At 73.5% G+C, this 15,689-nt stretch carries 16 protein-coding genes and 1 tRNA gene; 13 read left to right on the forward strand and 4 right to left on the reverse strand.

The genetic code is table 11. From position 1 onward, the window contains the following. Nucleotides 1-133: 133 nt before the first annotated feature. The 3 genes from J1M41_RS00240 to J1M41_RS00250 all read left to right on the forward strand — a co-directional run bounded on the left by J1M41_RS00240 (nt 134) and on the right by J1M41_RS00250 (nt 2,106). A complete protein-coding gene (locus J1M41_RS00240; protein WP_036339476.1) occupies nt 134-640 on the forward strand; it encodes a CDP-alcohol phosphatidyltransferase family protein in 507 nt (168 codons plus the stop codon). Nucleotides 641-766: 126 nt separating this feature from the next. Continuing rightward, nucleotides 767-1,987 carry a glycosyltransferase gene (locus tag J1M41_RS00245; RefSeq protein ID WP_020624489.1) on the forward strand — a complete coding sequence of 407 codons (1,221 nt, stop codon included), beginning with the start codon at nt 767-769 and terminating at the stop codon, nt 1,985-1,987. A 45-nt stretch (nt 1,988-2,032) separates the two neighbouring features. After that, nucleotides 2,033-2,106: transfer RNA gene (locus tag J1M41_RS00250), tRNA-Ile, on the forward strand. A gap of 61 nt (nt 2,107-2,167) precedes the next feature. Here the strand turns inward: J1M41_RS00250 and J1M41_RS00255 are convergent. Further along, the gene (locus J1M41_RS00255; RefSeq protein ID WP_206450912.1) at nt 2,168-3,052 is read right to left on the reverse strand and encodes a C40 family peptidase; all 885 of its coding nucleotides are present in this window, start codon (nt 3,050-3,052) and stop codon (nt 2,168-2,170) included. 312 nt (nt 3,053-3,364) lie between these two features. Here J1M41_RS00255 and J1M41_RS00260 point away from each other — a divergent pair, with 312 nt between their 5' ends. After that, entirely contained in the window at nt 3,365-4,567 is a 1,203-nt protein-coding gene (locus J1M41_RS00260) for a glycosyltransferase (RefSeq protein WP_082067604.1), read from the forward strand. On the opposite strand, the gene J1M41_RS00265 is transcribed toward J1M41_RS00260, so the two are convergent. Beyond that, entirely contained in the window at nt 4,503-5,177 is a 675-nt protein-coding gene (locus J1M41_RS00265) for a peptidoglycan DD-metalloendopeptidase family protein (protein ID WP_052001192.1), read from the reverse strand. The genes J1M41_RS00260 and J1M41_RS00265 overlap by 65 nt on opposite strands. A 404-nt stretch (nt 5,178-5,581) precedes the next feature. On the opposite strand from J1M41_RS00265, the gene rpsB reads away from it, so the two are divergent. The 9 genes from rpsB (at nt 5,582) to J1M41_RS00310 (ending at nt 14,309) form a co-directional block, all read left to right on the forward strand. Continuing rightward, nucleotides 5,582-6,475 (forward strand): 30S ribosomal protein S2, encoded by an 894-nt coding sequence (gene rpsB, locus J1M41_RS00270; RefSeq protein WP_036339469.1) that lies wholly within the window; start codon nt 5,582-5,584, stop codon nt 6,473-6,475. A 103-nt stretch (nt 6,476-6,578) separates the two neighbouring features. Then, complete coding sequence (tsf, locus tag J1M41_RS00275) at nt 6,579-7,415, forward strand: translation elongation factor Ts (protein WP_061866737.1); 837 nt, start codon at nt 6,579-6,581, stop codon at nt 7,413-7,415. A 195-nt stretch (nt 7,416-7,610) separates the two neighbouring features. Continuing rightward, entirely contained in the window at nt 7,611-8,378 is a 768-nt protein-coding gene (gene pyrH, locus J1M41_RS00280; RefSeq protein WP_002857706.1) for a UMP kinase, read from the forward strand. 53 nt (nt 8,379-8,431) lie between these two features. Further along, a complete protein-coding gene (frr, locus tag J1M41_RS00285) occupies nt 8,432-8,989 on the forward strand; it encodes a ribosome recycling factor (RefSeq protein WP_036314042.1) in 558 nt (185 codons plus the stop codon). 25 nt (nt 8,990-9,014) lie between these two features. Then, the gene (locus J1M41_RS00290; RefSeq protein WP_036314044.1) at nt 9,015-9,851 is read left to right on the forward strand and encodes a phosphatidate cytidylyltransferase; all 837 of its coding nucleotides are present in this window, start codon (nt 9,015-9,017) and stop codon (nt 9,849-9,851) included. A gap of 49 nt (nt 9,852-9,900) precedes the next feature. Next, nucleotides 9,901-10,500: a DivIVA domain-containing protein gene (locus J1M41_RS00295; protein WP_041105097.1), complete on the forward strand. Its 600-nt coding sequence runs from the start codon at nt 9,901-9,903 to the stop codon at nt 10,498-10,500. 154 nt (nt 10,501-10,654) lie between these two features. Then, nucleotides 10,655-11,809: a pyruvate dehydrogenase (acetyl-transferring) E1 component subunit alpha gene (pdhA, locus tag J1M41_RS00300; RefSeq protein WP_060974171.1), complete on the forward strand. Its 1,155-nt coding sequence runs from the start codon at nt 10,655-10,657 to the stop codon at nt 11,807-11,809. A gap of 8 nt (nt 11,810-11,817) precedes the next feature. Beyond that, complete coding sequence (locus tag J1M41_RS00305; protein ID WP_051995228.1) at nt 11,818-12,873, forward strand: alpha-ketoacid dehydrogenase subunit beta; 1,056 nt, start codon at nt 11,818-11,820, stop codon at nt 12,871-12,873. After that, nucleotides 12,870-14,309, forward strand: coding sequence for a dihydrolipoamide acetyltransferase family protein (locus tag J1M41_RS00310; RefSeq protein WP_206450913.1), 1,440 nt, complete (start codon nt 12,870-12,872; stop codon nt 14,307-14,309). The genes J1M41_RS00305 and J1M41_RS00310 overlap by 4 nt, the downstream gene beginning before the upstream one ends. A 108-nt stretch (nt 14,310-14,417) precedes the next feature. Here the strand turns inward: J1M41_RS00310 and J1M41_RS00315 are convergent, their stop codons facing one another. After that, nucleotides 14,418-14,936, reverse strand: coding sequence for a GNAT family N-acetyltransferase (locus tag J1M41_RS00315; protein WP_206450914.1), 519 nt, complete (start codon nt 14,934-14,936; stop codon nt 14,418-14,420). A gap of 58 nt (nt 14,937-14,994) precedes the next feature. Further along, nucleotides 14,995-15,561 carry a TetR/AcrR family transcriptional regulator gene (locus J1M41_RS00320; protein WP_206450488.1) on the reverse strand — a complete coding sequence of 189 codons (567 nt, stop codon included), beginning with the start codon at nt 15,559-15,561 and terminating at the stop codon, nt 14,995-14,997. Between the last annotated feature and the right edge of the window lie 128 nt (nt 15,562-15,689).

Here is a 15,689-nt window from a genome sequence, read left to right on the forward strand (position 1 = left end):
CCCCGGCCCCTGAGGCCCCGATCCCCACGGATCGGGGCCTCGTCGTCTGCGGGGAGGGGCGACGGCGTCGGTAGGCTGGGCGTGTGGGGCGCCCGGCGGGGGCGTCCGCCCGCGGACCCTGGAGGAGCGACCCATGCGTGTGATCGACGTCGGCCTGCGCGAGGGCCACGAGTACCGCGTCCGCGACACCTGGCTGACCGTGCCGAACCTCATCACCCTGGCCCGCTTCGCCCTGGTGCCGGTGTTCGTGTGGCTCACCGTCGACGGTCGGCACCTGGACGCGTTCGTGATCCTGGCGGTGCTCTCCGGCACGGACTGGGTGGACGGCTACGTGGCGCGCCGGTTCGACATGATCTCCACGGTCGGGCGGTGGCTCGACCCGGTGGCGGACCGCCTCTCCCTGCTGGTGGTGGCCGTGACGTTCGTGGCCACGGGCATCGCCCCGCTCTGGCTCGCCCTGGCCATCGCGATCCCGGACGTCGTGCTCGCCGCCGTGTGCCTGCGGCTGTTCGGCGGCAGCCCGGACCTGCCGGTCACGGTCCTGGGCAAGGTGCGCACCGCGCTGCTGCTGGTGGGCAAGGCCCGCGGCCTGCGGGCGGACGGTCAGGACCCGCGTGAGGACCCGTCCCGCCGGGGCTGACCCCCTCGCGCATCCTCGTGCCGGCGCCGACGGTTGCTACCGTGGGACGCGCGCCGTGCCCGCGGTCGATCCTCACGGCACGGGCCGGGCGCCGTCGTGCCATCGCCACCACAGAGAGGGATCGCCGTGTCCGACCGTCCCGGGATCGCCGCCGACCGCCCCCTGAAGGTGCTGATCGCCGCAGACACCTATCCGCCGCACGTCAACGGGGCCGCCACCTTCGGCCACCGCCTCGCCACGGCGCTGCACGCGCGCGGCCACGAGGTCCACGTCGTGATGCCGCGCAGTGACGCCGGCCCGGACACCGTGGAGCACCGGCCGGAGGCCACCGTGCACCTGCTGCGCTCCCTGCCGGCGCCGACGCACGAGTACTACCGTGTGGTGCTCCCGCGGCATGCCAAGATCTCCTTCCGCCGCATCTACCGCGAGGTCCAGCCGGACGTCGTGCACGCCCAGTGCCACTACATGATCGGCGAGGCCGCCATCAACGAGGCCGAGCGGCGCCGCATCCGGATCGTCTCCACGAACCACTTCATGCCGGAGAACCTCGAGCCGTTCCTGCCGTTCCCGCAGTGGTTCCTGGACATCGTCTCCCGGGTGTCGTGGAAGGACATGGGTCGACTCATGGGCAAGGGCGCGGTGGTCACCACCCCCACGGCCCTCGCCGCGCAGGCCATGGCCGAGCACGCCGGCCTGGACAACGTTCTCCCGGTCTCCAACGGCATCGACGCGAGCGCCTACGAGCTGCAGCCGGGGGAGAGGGTGGACCATCCCGGCCATCCGGTCGTGCTCTTCGTGGGGCGGCTGGCCGTGGAGAAGAACGTGGAGGTGCTGATCCGTGCGATCGCGCACCTGGCCCGCACCCGCCCCGACCTGGACGTGCACGCCGAGATCGTCGGCGACGGCGAGCAGCGCGACCGCATCCGTGCCACGGTGGACGAGGAGGGGGTGGCCGACCGCGTCCTGCTGCGCGGCCACGTCTCCGAGGAGGAGCTGCGGGCGGCCTACCTGCGCGCCGACGTGTTCTGCCAGCCGGGCACGGCGGAGCTGCAGTCCCTCGTGACCCTCGAGGCGCTCAGCGCGTCCACCCCGGTGGTCCTCGCGGACGCCCTCGCGTTGCCCCACCTCGTGGACGAGGGCGTCAACGGCCACCTCTTCCCGCCCGGGGACCACGTGGCCCTGGCCGATCGGATCGCCCGGATCCTCGACCTCTCGGACGCGGACCGCGCCGCCATGGGCGAGGCGTCCCACGCGAAGGCCCTGCACCATTCCGCCCAGAAGACGGTGGACATCTTCGAGCGCCTCTACCGCGGCGCGACGGCCGCCGAGGTCCGCGCGATGCTCTGAGCCCCGTCGGTAGGATGGGCGGGTCCCGCGCGATGCCGCGGGGGAGGGGCGTTAGCTCAGTCGGTCAGAGCAGGGGACTCATAATCCCTGGGTCGCGGGTTCAAGTCCCGCACGCCCTACAGAAAACGGCCCCCGGCCGCGCGGTATGGCGCGGACAGGGGGCCGTCGTCGTGCCGGTGCTCAGTAGCGGGCGGCCACCGCGAGCATGTCGGACTTCATGATCGTCGTGGAGGTGAACACCAGGCCCGCGCCCTCGTTGAGGGCGTGGGCGAGCTGGCCGCCGCCCATGTACATGGCCACGTGGTAGATGCGGCCGGTGGACTGGTTCGCGTAGAACACGAGATCGCCGGGCTGGGCCTGGGAGATCGGCACGTAGGACTTCGCGGCGAGGTACTGGTCGCCGGCGCGGCGCGGGATGGAGATGCCGGCCTGGGCCATGGCCTGCTGGGTGAGGCCGGAGCAGTCGAAGCCGGAGGGGCCGTTGCCGCCCCACACGTAATAGGAGGACGGGTTCCGGACGGCGGCGCGCACATAGTCGACGGCGGCCTGCTTGGACGCGGGCGCCGGCGCAGGGGCGACGGCGGGGGCGGTGGAGGTGGAGACCGAGGTGGTCTTCAGGACCATTCCCGGGTGGAGCATGGTCGAGGAGGTCATGCCGTTGATGGACTGCAGGACCGAGGCGGACACGCCCGTGCGGTAGGAGATGATCCACCAGCCGTCGCCGGCCAGCACGGTGTAGGTCGAGCCCGAGGTGGACGGCGCCGGGGCCGGGGCCGGGGTGGCGGTGCCGGAGGTCTTGAGGACCATGCCGGGGTGCAGCACGGTCGCGGCGGTCATGCCGTTGAGCGACTGCAGCGTGGACATGGAGACGCCGGTGCGCTGGGCGATGATCCACCAGCCGTCGCCGGAGCGGACGGTGTAGGTGGTCTCGGCGGCCTGGGCGGTCTCGGCGACGGACACGGTGCCGACGCCGGTCAGGGCGGCGGCGCCCAGGGCGAGCGCCACGGAGGCGGCGGCGGTGCGGGGGGCGCGACGCGCGGCGGCGTGCGGGGAGGTCACAGACATCAGATCTTCTTCCCGGACAGGACCTGCGGCCCATGAGGGCGGTGCCTCCGGGCGATGCCCGGAACGAGGCCGGACCGCGGGTGCGAGTTGACGAGCAGTGCGGATGACCGGGTACGCGAGGACGCGGAGGAAGCCCCGGTGTGGCGGATCGGCTGTAACCGATCCGTGATCAAGATACACGATCGTTATCGAAACGCAATCAGAAATTCGGATGACGTCCAGGTGGCCGATCGGCGCTCGACGCGCCCCGGTCGGCACCTACCGTGCGCGGCTGTCCCCGCCCCTCTCCGGCGCGGCGCTAGCGTGGTGCGGGTGAGCCCCTCCCGCCCCCTGCGCCTGCTGATGGACGCCCGCTACACCCGCACCGACTTCCACGACGGCATCTCCCGCTACGGCGCGAGCCTCCTCGAGGCGGTCGCCCGCCGGACCGACGCGCCGGGCCCGGAGGGGGCCGACGTCGAGGTCGAAGTCGCGATGCTGATCTCGGACGAACGACAGCTGGCCCTGCTCCCGGACGGCGTGCCGTGGCACCTCGTCTCCGGCCCCACCTCCCCACGCGAGCCGTTCGTGGCCCGTCAGGTCGCGCGCCTGCGACCGGACGTCGTCTTCTCGCCCATGCAGACCATGGGTTCATGGGGGCGGGACTACGCGCTGATCCTCACGCTCCACGACCTCATCTACTACGAGCACCGCACCCCGCCGCGGAACCTGCCCGAGCCGATCCGCTGGCTGTGGCGGGCCTACCACCTGACCAAGACCCCGCAGCGGCTCCTGCTCGACCGCGCGGACGCGGTCGCCACGGTCTCCCGGACGACGGCGGAGCTCATCGACCGGCACCGCCTCACCCGGCGTCCGGTCCACGTCATCGCCAATGCGGCGCAGACGGTACCGGAGCCGCGTGACCCGGACGAGACCCCGGACCGCACGCTGCTCTACATGGGCTCGTTCATGGACTACAAGGACATCGAGTCCCTCGTGGCGGCCGCGCCCCTGCTGCCGGGCTACGCGCTGCACCTGCTCTCCCGCATCAGCCCGGAGCGCCGCGGGCAGCTCGAGGCCCGGCTGGCCGCGCGCCGCGCCGCCGCGGGGGCCGCCGGCGCGGACGTGGTCTTCCACGACGGCACCGACGAGGCCGAGTACGTGCGCCTGCTCCGCCGGGCCACCGCGGCCGTCACCCTCTCCCGCGCCGAGGGCTTCGGCCTGCCCGTGGCCGAGGCGATGGCCCATGGCACGCCGGTGGTGTGCTCGGACCTGCCGATCTTCCGCGAGATCGCCGGCGCGGGCACCCCGTCCTTCCGGGGTGTCCCGCTCGAGGGGGACCGGGCGGCCGCGCTCGCGGCCCGTGTGCGGGAGCTCGAGGACCCCGCCGAGTTCGCCGCGGCCTCCCGGGCGAGCGTCGCTCAGGCGGCCCGGTTCAGCTGGGACGAGTCCGCTCGCCGACTCCTGGACCTCACGGCCGCGCTGGGTGCGGCGCGGCGTGCGGCCAGAGCACGGACGGACCGCTCCAGCCGATGAGCACCAGCGGGTCGAGGTAGCGATCGAAGGCCGCGTCCCCCACCCGCCAGCCGTCGGGCTCCCGCACGCCCCAGTGCACGCACGCCCGCGTGCAGTGGGGTGGCGCCCCGGCCAGTCGCCCCACCGGGTCGCCTGCGGCGACGACGGCCCCCACGGCGACATCCGCCTCCACCGGCTCGAGCGAGCTGCGGGTCCCGTCCTCGTGCTCGAGGGTCAGCACGGGGCGGTCGACCACGACCCCGGCGAACACGACCCGGCCCGCCGCCGGTGCCCGGATCGCTGCGCCGGACGGCACGGCGAGGTCCACGCCCCGGTGCCCCCGACCCCACGGTCGCTCGGGCGCGACGAACGCGCGGAGCACGTCATCCGGGGCGGCGCCGGCCACGGGCGCGTGCCACGCGACCGGCGCGGCCGTCGATCCCGGACCTGCCGGGGACGCCGCGACGAGCAGCAGCGCGTCGCGCCCCGACGGTGCGGACGTGGCCCGCGGCACGGCGTCGAGGCCGCCCACCCCCGAGGCGAGGACGAGCCAGGCGAGCAGGGCCGCCGCGACGCACCCCGCGATGTGCGGGCGCGGGAGCGGACGGGGGAGGTGGGTGCGTGGGGTCATGGCGACAGCCTGGCGTCCCGGGCGGCCGCGTGGCGGGCCCGCAGTGCGATCGTGGAGAGCGCCCGCCGCACCGGTCCCTGTGCAGGAGTCGGCGATGGGAGCGGTCGCCCACCTGGGGTAGGATTCACCTCAGCGGTGTCCTGTGGCCGGCCCAGTGCTATGCCCCGGACACCGACTCCGCGCATCGCGGTGGGTCGCTCCAGCGGCCCAGCCCCCACGCTCGGTCCCGTCCCCGCCGTCCTCCTGGAGAGGGCGTCGGCGCGGGTGCTCGTGGGGCCCGGCAGCCCGCCGTCGTGATGCCAGGGGCCGCCCGACCGGGCCGGCCGCCAACCGTCAAGAAATCGACCGGCAGACCGCCCGCGCGTGAAGCGCGGGGTGTCACGGCTGCCACAGAAGGGAACGTCATGCCCGTCGTGACCATGCGCCAGCTCCTCGACTCCGGTGTCCACTTCGGCCACCAGACCCGCCGCTGGAACCCCAAGATGAAGCGCTTCATCTTCACCGAGCGCAACGGCATCTACATCATCGACCTCCAGCAGTCGCTGTCCTACATCGACCGCGCCTACGAGTTCGTCAAGGAGACCGTCGCCCACGGCGGCACCATCCTGTTCGTCGGCACCAAGAAGCAGGCCCAGGAGGCCATCGCGGAGCAGGCCGGCCGCGTGGGCATGCCCTACGTGAACCACCGCTGGCTCGGCGGCATGCTGACCAACTTCTCCACCGTCTCCAAGCGCGTGCAGCGCATGAAGGAGCTCGAGGAGATCGACTTCGAGGACGTGGCCGGCTCGCAGTTCACCAAGAAGGAGCTGCTGCTGCTCAACCGTGAGCTCGAGAAGCTGCAGGCCAACCTCGGCGGCATCCGCAACATGGCCAAGACCCCCTCCGCCGTGTGGGTCGTGGACACCAAGAAGGAGCACCTGGCCGTCGACGAGGCCCAGAAGCTCGGCATCCCGGTCGTCGCCATCCTGGACACCAACTGCGATCCGGACGAGGTCGCCTACCCGATCCCGGGCAACGACGACGCCATCCGCTCCGTGAACCTGCTGACCCGCGTGGTCGCGGACGCGGTCGCCGAGGGCCTGATCGCCCGCCAGGGCGGCAAGTCCGGCCAGGCGGCCGCCGAGCCGATGGCCGAGTGGGAGCGCGAGCTGCTCGAGCAGCACAACGCCCAGCAGGCCGAGCAGGCCGAGGCCCCCGCCGCCGAGGCACCGGCCGAGCAGGCCGAGGCCCCCGCTGCCGAGGCGCCGGCCGAGCGGGCCGAGGCCCCCGCCGCCGAGGCCGCCCCGCAGGGCGAGTGATCCCGGCCGGTCCGTCGGCCCGGCCTCACCCGGCCGGGCCGACGGACCGGATCAGACCCCGAACATCCCGCACAACCCACACCACGGGAAGGACCGAACGAGCATGGCGAACTACACCGCTGCTGACATCAAGGCCCTGCGCGAGCGCACCGGCGCCGGCATGATGGACGTGAAGAAGGCTCTGGACGAGGCCGACGGCGACGCCGAGAAGGCCATCGAGATCATCCGCGTGAAGGGCCTCAAGGGCGCCACCAAGCGCGAGGGCCGCTCGGCCGCCGAGGGCCTCGTGGCCGCGACCGTCGAGAACGGCGTCGGTGTCATGATCGAGCTCAACTGCGAGACCGACTTCGTGGCCAAGGCCGACAAGTTCATCGCCCTGGGCGACGTGGTGCTGCGCGCCGCCGTCGCCTCCGGCGCCACGGACGTCGACGGCCTGCTGGCCTCCGACTACGAGGGCCGCACCCTGGGCGACTACGTGACCGAGGAGGGCGCCCTGCTGGGCGAGAAGGTGGCCGTGCGCCGCCTGGCCCGCGTGGAGGGCGCCTACGTGGACGCCTACCTGCACAAGACCTCCAAGGACCTGCCGGCCCAGGTGGGCGTGCTCCTCGCCGTGGACGCCGACTCCGCCGAGGCCAAGACCGCCGCGCACGACATCGCCGTGCACGTCGCGGCCTACTCGCCCACGTACCTCACCCGTGAGGACGTGCCGGCCGAGACCGTCGAGAACGAGCGTCGCATCGCCGATGAGACCGCCCGTGCCGAGGGCAAGCCGGAGCAGGCCCTGCCGAAGATCGTGGAGGGCCGCCTGACCGGCTTCTTCAAGGAGATCGTGCTCGTGGACCAGCCGTTCGCGAAGGACCCGAAGCAGACCGTCGGCAAGGTCGCCTCCGACGCCGGCACCAACGTCACCGGGTTCGCCCGCTTCCGCGTCGGCAACTGACCGCCGCACCCGGACCGGCCGCTCCCGGTCCACGCCCCGCGGGGGCGTAGGATCGGGAGCGACCCGAGGTCCACTCCGGCGCCGGATGGCGCCGACGACCATCGCATGACGGGGTGGCCGCCCCGACCGGGCGGCCACCCCGTCCGCGTGTCCGCCCCCGGGACGGCACCCCCCACCGACCAGGAGATGCTTCCCATGGAGACGAACCGCGCCCCCGAGGACCCGACCACCGCCCACGCCCCGCAGACCTCGGACGACACCGGCCGCCGTCGCGTGCTCCTCAAGCTCTCGGGCGAGGTGTTCGGCGGCGGCAAGATCGGCGTGGACCCGGAGACCGTCCGCGGCATCGCCGAGCAGATCGCCGCCGCGGCGGACCAGGTGGAGATCGCGATCGTCGTCGGCGGCGGCAACTTCTTCCGTGGCGCCGAGCTGTCCGAGAACGGGATGGACCGCCGTCGGGCCGACTACATGGGCATGCTCGGCACCGTGATGAACTGCCTGGCCCTGCAGGACTTCCTCATCCAGGCCGGGGTCACCACGCGCGTGCAGTCCGCCATCCACATGGAGCAGGTGGCGGAGTCCTACATCCCGCTGCGCGCCATCCGCCACATGCAGAAGGGCCGCGTCGTGATCTTCGGCGCAGGCACCGGCCTGCCCTACTTCTCCACGGACACCGTGGCGGCCCAGCGTGCCCTCGAGGTCGGGGCGGACGAGGTCCTGATGGCCAAGTCCGGCGTGGACGGCGTCTACACCGCGGACCCCAAGAAGGACCCCACCGCCGAGCGTCTCACGCACCTGACCTACGACGAGGCGCTGCTGCGGAACATCCGCGTGATGGACCTGACCGCCATGACCATGTGCAAGGACAACGACCTGGACATGCGCGTGTTCGGCATGGAGGGCCCGGGCAACGTGACCCGCGCCCTGCTCGGCGAGCCGATCGGCACCACCGTCACCGTCTGAGGCGCGCCGCGTAGGATGGCGGCAGACCTGTTCCACCACACCGAGGAGACACCGTGATCCAGGAGACCCTGCAGTCCGCCGAAGAGCAGATGGACCGCACCATCGAGGCCACGCGTGAGGACTTCGCCTCCGTGCGCACGGGCCGCGCCAACCCGGGCCTCTACTCCAAGGTGATGGTCGACTACTACGGCTCGTTCACCCCGCTGCAGCAGCTGGCGTCCTTCACCACCACGGACGCCCGCACGCTGCTCATCACCCCGTTCGACCAGTCGGCCCTGCGCAACATCGAGAAGGCGCTGTCCGAGTCCGAGGTCGGCGCGAACCCGTCCAACGACGGCAAGGTCATCCGCATCGTGATGCCGGAGCTGACCGAGGAGCGCCGCAAGGAGTACGTGAAGCTGGTCAAGTCCAAGGCGGAGGAGCACAAGATCTCCGTGCGCAATGCCCGCCGCAAGGCCAAGGAGGCCATGGACAAGGCCGTCAAGGACGGCGAGGTCGGCGAGGACGAGGGTGCCCGCGGCGAGAAGGAGCTGGACGCGCTCACCAAACGCCACGTCGAGCTCATCGACGAGATGGCCAAGAACAAGGAGCAGGAGCTGCTGGAGGTCTGAGCCTCCCGCCGTCCGCGCTCGCCCCATGACCTCCGCCGTGTCCACCTCGCCCGCACCCCCGCGCGGCGGCCGCGACCTCAAGTCCGCCGTCCTCGTGGGGGTGGGGCTGCTGGCGACGGCCCTGGTCGGCCTCTTCTGGCTCGACTGGCTGCTGGTCCTCCTCGTGGTCGCCCTGCTGGTCGGCGCGGTGTCCGAGATCGCGACGGCGGTGCGCGGCATCGGCCTGGACGTGCCGCGGCCCCCGCTCTGGGTGGCCGCGGCGGTCCTGCCGCTCACCGCGTGGCGGTGGGGGGTGCCCGCGCTGTTCATCGCCCTGGTGGCATGCCTGGCGCTGGTGGCCGTGTGGACGGCGCTGACGCGGCGGCGTCCGGCGGGCCAGTTCATGCTCGCGGGCGTGTTCATCGTGCTGTGGGCGCCGTTCCTGCTCTCCTTCGCCGCGGCGCTCCTGGACGAGCCGCTGGGGCACCGCATGGTGGCGGTCCTGCTGCTGATGGTGGTCTCCAACGACACGTTCGGCTACATCGTGGGCTACCGCTTCGGCCGCACCCCGATCGCCCCGCGCATCAGCCCCAAGAAGTCCTGGGAGGGCCTGGCCGGCTCCCTGGCGGGCTCGGTGCTGGTGGGCGTCGTCGCCGTCCCCCTGCTGGTCGGCCAGCCGTGGTGGGTCGGCGCCGTCCTCGGCGTGACCACCGTCGCCGCCGCCACCTCGGGGGACTTCTCCGAGTCCATGGTCAAGCGTGAGCTCGGCATCAAGGACATGTCCTCCGCCCTGCCCGGCCACGGCGGCGTGATGGACCGCCTGGACTCCCTCGTGTTCGCCGCGCCGGTGGCCTACACCGTGCTGGCGCTGCCCCTGACCTGATCCACCCCTCGACCCGGCACGGCCGGGACCCGCACCGCAGGAGACGCCCATGACCCCCCGCACCACCCCGGACACCGAGCCGGTCTTCGAGCTCGTCGAGCAGGACGAGATCGGCTACGAGACCACCCACGTGGACGCCTTCATGGCGCGTGCCCGTGAGGCGCGCGACGGCGGTGCCCCGCTCACTGCGGAGGAGGTGCGCCAGGCCCGCTTCGCGACCGTCAACGGCGGCTACGCCACCGACGAGGTGGACGACGAGCTGGACCGTCTGGAGGAGGAGCTGGCCGCCGCCGAGCGTCAGGCCTTCGTCGCCGAGCGCGGGGACGAGGACTGGGCCGCGGACCTCGAGGAGCGCGTGGCCGAACTCGTGGCCCGCGCCGATCGGGCCCCGGCGGAGCGCTTCCGCCGCCCCTCCCGCGCGGACGCCGTGAGCTACGACGTGGACCAGGTGGACGCACTCGTGGACCGCCTGCGCGTCACCCTGGCCGGCGCGGAGGGCTCGACGGATCCCGACGCCGAGGGCGGGCTGACCGCGGACGACGTGCGCCGCGCGTCGTTCGGCGAGGCGGAGGGTGCCGCCGGCTACGAGGAGGGCCAGGTCGACGCCTACCTCGACGCCGCCGTCGACGTGCTGCTGCGCCGCGCCTGACACTCTGCCCTCGCGCGGCGGCCCGGGAGAGTGGCGCAGATCACACTGAAGTGATTACAATCACACCACCGAGACGCCGCGCGCTCCACCCCTGCTCGCGCATGCGTACAACTCCCTCGCCCCGCACCGTGGGCGTCGATCGGAAGGCAGTCCAGTGACCCTCGTGGACCACACCCGTCCCACCGGCGGACAGTCCGCCGGCTCTCCGCCCCCGGCGGGCCCGGCCGAGGCCGTGATGCTCCAGGTGCTCGACACGGAGGGCCGCCGCCGTCCGCAGCCGGAGCTCGACCCGTGGATCGAGGACGTCGACGCCGACGCCCTCGCCGCGCTGTACCGTCAGATGGCCGTGGTCCGGCGCCTCGACGTCGAAGCCACGCACCTGCAGCGTCAGGGCGAGCTCGCCCTGTGGCCCCCGCTGCTGGGCCAGGAGGCCGCCCAGGTGGGCTCCGCGGTCGCGCTGCGCCCGGACGACTTCGTCTTCCCGTCCTACCGTGAGAACGGCGTGGCACTGCTCCGCGGCGTCCCCGCGCTGGACCTGCTGCGGGTGTGGCGCGGCTCCACGTTCTCGAGCTGGGACCCGAACGAGACGCGGGTGGCCACCCAGCAGATCATCATCGGCGCGCAGGCCCTGCACGCCGTCGGCTACGCGATGGGCGTCCAGCGGGACCAGGCGGACGTGGCCACGATCGTCTACTTCGGCGACGGCGCCACGAGCCAGGGGGACGTCAACGAGGCCATGGTCTTCAGCGCCTCGTACCAGTCGCCCGTGGTGTTCTTCTGCCAGAACAACCACTGGGCCATCTCCGAGCCCGTGCGCCTGCAGACCCGCCGCAGCATCGCGGACCGCCCGTGGGGCTTCGGCATCCCGTCGATGCGCGTGGACGGCAACGACGTCCTGGCCGTGCTCGCCGCGACCCGCGCCGCCGTCGAGCGCGCGGCCGACGGGGGCGGCCCCACCTTCATCGAGGCCGTCACCTACCGCATGGGTCCGCACACCACCGCGGACGACCCCACCCGCTATCGGGACGACGCCGAGCTCGAGGCCTGGAAGGCCCGTGACCCGCTGACCCGCGTGGAGGCGCACCTGCGCACCCTCGACGTGGACGTGGACGCCGTGCTCGCGCAGGCCCAGGCCGAGGCCGACGAGCTGGCGGCAGAGGTCCGCCGCGCCCTCGAGGCGCTCGAGGAGGACGGCGCGGACAGGCTCTTCGACGAGATCTACGCCGAGCCCCACCAGGAGCTCGAGCGGCAGCGCCGCGAGCACGCCCTCTACCTGCAGCAGTTCGACGACGAGGAGGCGGGCGCGTGAGCGAGCGCATGACCTTCGGCCGGGCGATCAACCGCGGCCTGCAGCGTGCCCTGGCCGACGACCCCAAGGTCCTGCTCATGGGCGAGGACATCGGCGCCCTCGGCGGCGTCTTCCGCATCACCGACGGCCTGCAGGCCGAGTTCGGCGAGGACCGGGTGCTCGACACCCCGCTGGCCGAGTCCGGCATCGTGGGCACGGCCATCGGCCTGGCCATGCGCGGCTACCGGCCCGTCGTCGAGATCCAGTTCGACGGCTTCGTGTACCCGGCGTTCGACCAGATCGTGGCGAATCTGGCCAAGCTGCGCGCCCGCACCCGCGGCGCCGTGCCGATGCCGGTGACCATCCGCATCCCCTTCGGCGGCGGCATCGGCTCCCCGGAGCACCACTCCGAGTCGCCCGAGGCCTACTTCCTGCACACCGCGGGCCTGCGGGTGGTCTCCCCGTCCTCCCCGCAGGAGGGGTACGACCTCATCCGCGCCGCGATCGCCTCGGAGGACCCGGTGGTCTACCTCGAGCCCAAGCGGCGCTACCACGACAAGGGCGACGTGGACCTGGACGTCGCGATCCCCCCGATGAGCCCCGCCCGCATCCTGCGCGAGGGCCGGGACGCCACGCTCGTGGCCTACGGCCCGCTCGTGAAGACCGCCCTGCAGGCCGCCGAGGTGGCGGCCGAGGAGGGCGTCGAGGTCGAGGTGGTTGACCTGCGCAGCCTGTCCCCGCTGGACACCGGCCTCGTCGAGTCCTCGGTGCGGCGCACCGGCCGGCTCGTCGTGGCGCACGAGGCGTCCCGCACCGGCGGCCTCGGCGCCGAGCTCGTGGCCACGGTGGCCGAGCGCGCGTTCCACTGGCTCGAGGCCCCGCCGGTGCGCGTCACCGGCATGGACGTGCCCTACCCGCCGTCCAAGCTCGAGCACCTGCACCTGCCGGACCTCGACCGCATCCTCGACGGCCTGGACCGTGCTCTGGGCCGACCGAATTCGCTGGACTCCGTGGACGCGTTCGCCGCCCCCGAGACCGCCGAGCAGTTCCTCGCCGCCCAGAACGCCGGGGAGGAGACCCGATGAGCCAGAAGACCTTCCGCCTGCCCGACCTCGGCGAGGGCCTGACCGAGTCCGAGATCGTGACGTGGCGCGTGGCCGAGGGCGACGCGGTGACCGTGAACCAGGTGCTCGCCGACGTCGAGACGGCCAAGGCCGTGGTCGAGGTCTCGAGCCCGTTCGCGGGCGTCGTCGCGGCCCTGCACGGCGCCGAGGGCGAGACCCTCGAGGTCGGTGCGCCCCTGGTGACCTTCACCCTCGAGGGCACCGAGCCCGACGTCGGCGGGCCCGCCGAGGGCGACGGCCGCGTGCCCACCCTCGTCGGCTACGGCGCTGCGCCGGACACCGGCAAGCCCGGCCGCCGTGCGCGGCGCGGCTCCGCGGCCCCGGCGACGTCGGCCGCCCCGGTGGGCGAGCCCGCCCGCGGACAGGCGCCGTCCACGTCGGAGGTGGCCCCGGCCGGCGCCGGGCGCCCGCAGCCCGAGGCCGCCGAGCCCGCCCGCGCGGACGCGGCGCCCAAGGCGGTGCGGGGCGCGGCGTCGGGCGAGCGGCCCCGGTGCACTCCGCCCGTGCGCCTGTACGCGCGCCGCGCGGGCGTGGATCTGGAACAGGTCACCGGCACCGGTGCGGGCGGGGTCATCACCCGCGCAGACGTCGAGGCGTCCCTGGCCGGGGGCGGGCAGCCCGCGGCCGCGGCGACGCCGCCGCAGTCCGACGCCGAGTCGGGCTCGACCGGGGGCGTCCGCACCCTGGGCGGCCGCCCGCGCACCGAGGCCGTGCCGGTCAAGGGCGTGCGCAAGGCGACCGCGGCGGCCATGGTGCAGTCCGCGTTCACCGCCCCGCACGTGACCGAGTTCCTGCAGGTGGACGTCACCGAGACCATGGAGGTGCTCGCCGAGCTCAAGGCCTCCCGCGAGTTCCGGGACGTCAAGCTCACGCCCATGACGCTCGCCGCCAAGGCGTGCCTCGTGGCGATGGAGCGCACCCCGGACGTCAACGCCCGGTGGGACGAGGCCGCCGGGACGATCGTCCAGCAGAACTTCGTGAACCTCGGCTTCGCCGCCGCCACCCCCCGCGGGCTGATGGTGCCGAACGTCAAGGACGCCCAGGCGATGAGCCTGAGGGAGCTGGCCGACGCCATCCGCGATCTCACGGGCCTCGCCCGCGAGGGGCGGCTGTCCCCGGCGGACCTGGCCGGCGGCACCTTCACGCTCACGAACGTCGGGGTGTTCGGCGTGGACGCGGGCACCCCGATCATCAACCCGGGCGAGGGGGCGATCATCGCGATCGGCCAGGTCCGGAGGATGCCGTGGGAGCACCGCGGCGAGATCGCCCTGCGGGACGTCATGACGCTGTCCCTCTCGTTCGACCACCGCTTCGTGGACGGCGAGCAGGGCTCGCGCTTCCTCGCGGACGTCGGCGCGATCCTGCGCCGCCCGGGTCTGACCCTGACCATGGTCTGACGGCCCCGGACGCGTCGCGGCCCCGCCGCCCGGGCACCGGGGGGAGGCGGGGCCGTCGTCGTGGCAGGCCGGCGCGGCCGCGGGCACGGCGGGGGCCACGGGGCGCGCTCAGTCGGCGGCGGGCAGCTCCATCACGAGCTCGGTGATGACCTCGGCGCGGGCGTTGGAGAAGACCTTCTCCTCGCCGACGGTCTCGAAGCCGCGGCGGGAGAGCACCTTCACGGAGCCCACGTTGTCCTCGGGGACGTGCGCCCGCAGCGGGCGGGCGGTGTGCTCCTCGAGGAACCGGTCCACGGCCGCGGTCGTCAGGCCCAGGCCCCAGTAGTCCTGCGCGGTCCAGAAGGACAGCTCGCCCACGCCGTCCTGCTGGATGCACACGAGGGCGCCCACGGCGCGGCCCTCGTGCTCGATGGTCCGCACGATGGTGTCCTCGTCCCCGAGCAGGTGGGCCCAGTGGTAGTCGAAGACGCCGCGGTCCCGGGGGTTGCGGGGGGCGAAGGCGGACATCAGGTTGGCCTGCTCGTCCTGCTGGTGGAGGAAGAACTCGTCCAGATCCTCGGGTCGGACGTCACGAAGAAGCACGGCGGTGGACCTCTCGGGGCGGGGTTCGACGGCGTCCGCCGTCACGGTACCGGCCACCGTACCACCGGGCAAGACGTCGGCCCGCCGGGCCGGTGCCGTCCGCTCAGTCCTCGCCGGACAGCGGTCCGGGGGCCGTGGCCGCGGCCCAGGCCATGGCCACGAGGGTCGCACGGCGGGCCGCGCGGTCGGCCGCGGTGCGCCGCACCGAGCGGGGGGTGGAGTTGAGCAGGCCCAGCACGGCCTGGGCGCGGAACACGGCGGTGGCCTGGTCCTCGTGGGGGTGGACGACCTGCAGCTGGCGCGCCCACACGTCGATGTAGGCGCGCTGGGTGCGCGTGATGGCCGTGCGCGCGCCGTCGGGCAGGGCGGACATGTCGCGGTCCTGCACACGGATCACGTCGCGCTGGGCGAGGGCGAAGTCCGCCTGGAAGCCGATGAGGGCCCGCAGGGTCTCCGCCCCCGGCGCGTGCTGCGCCTCGGCGGCCAGCCCGCCGTCCAGCAGGTCCTGTGAGGCCGTGTCGAGGATCGCCGTGAGCACGGCGGCCTTGCCGGCGAAGTGGCGGTAGATGGCGGGGCCGCTGATCCCGACGGCGGCGCCGATGTCCTCGAGGCGGACCGCGTCGAAGCCCCGGGCCGCGAACAGTCGCGCCGCGGCCGCGAGCAGGTCCACCCGGCGTCGGGCCTTGGCGGCCTCCCGGGCGGTCGGCGGGGTCGCCGGGTGGACCGCCCGACGCCGGGGCGGCGGGGGACGCGGGATCGACGGCGGGCATGGGATCCACTGTAGGACGGGACGAGGCG

The organism is Micrococcus sp. KRD096 (assembly GCF_017168495.1).
Taxonomy (GTDB): Bacteria; Actinomycetota; Actinomycetes; order Actinomycetales; family Micrococcaceae; genus Micrococcus; species Micrococcus luteus.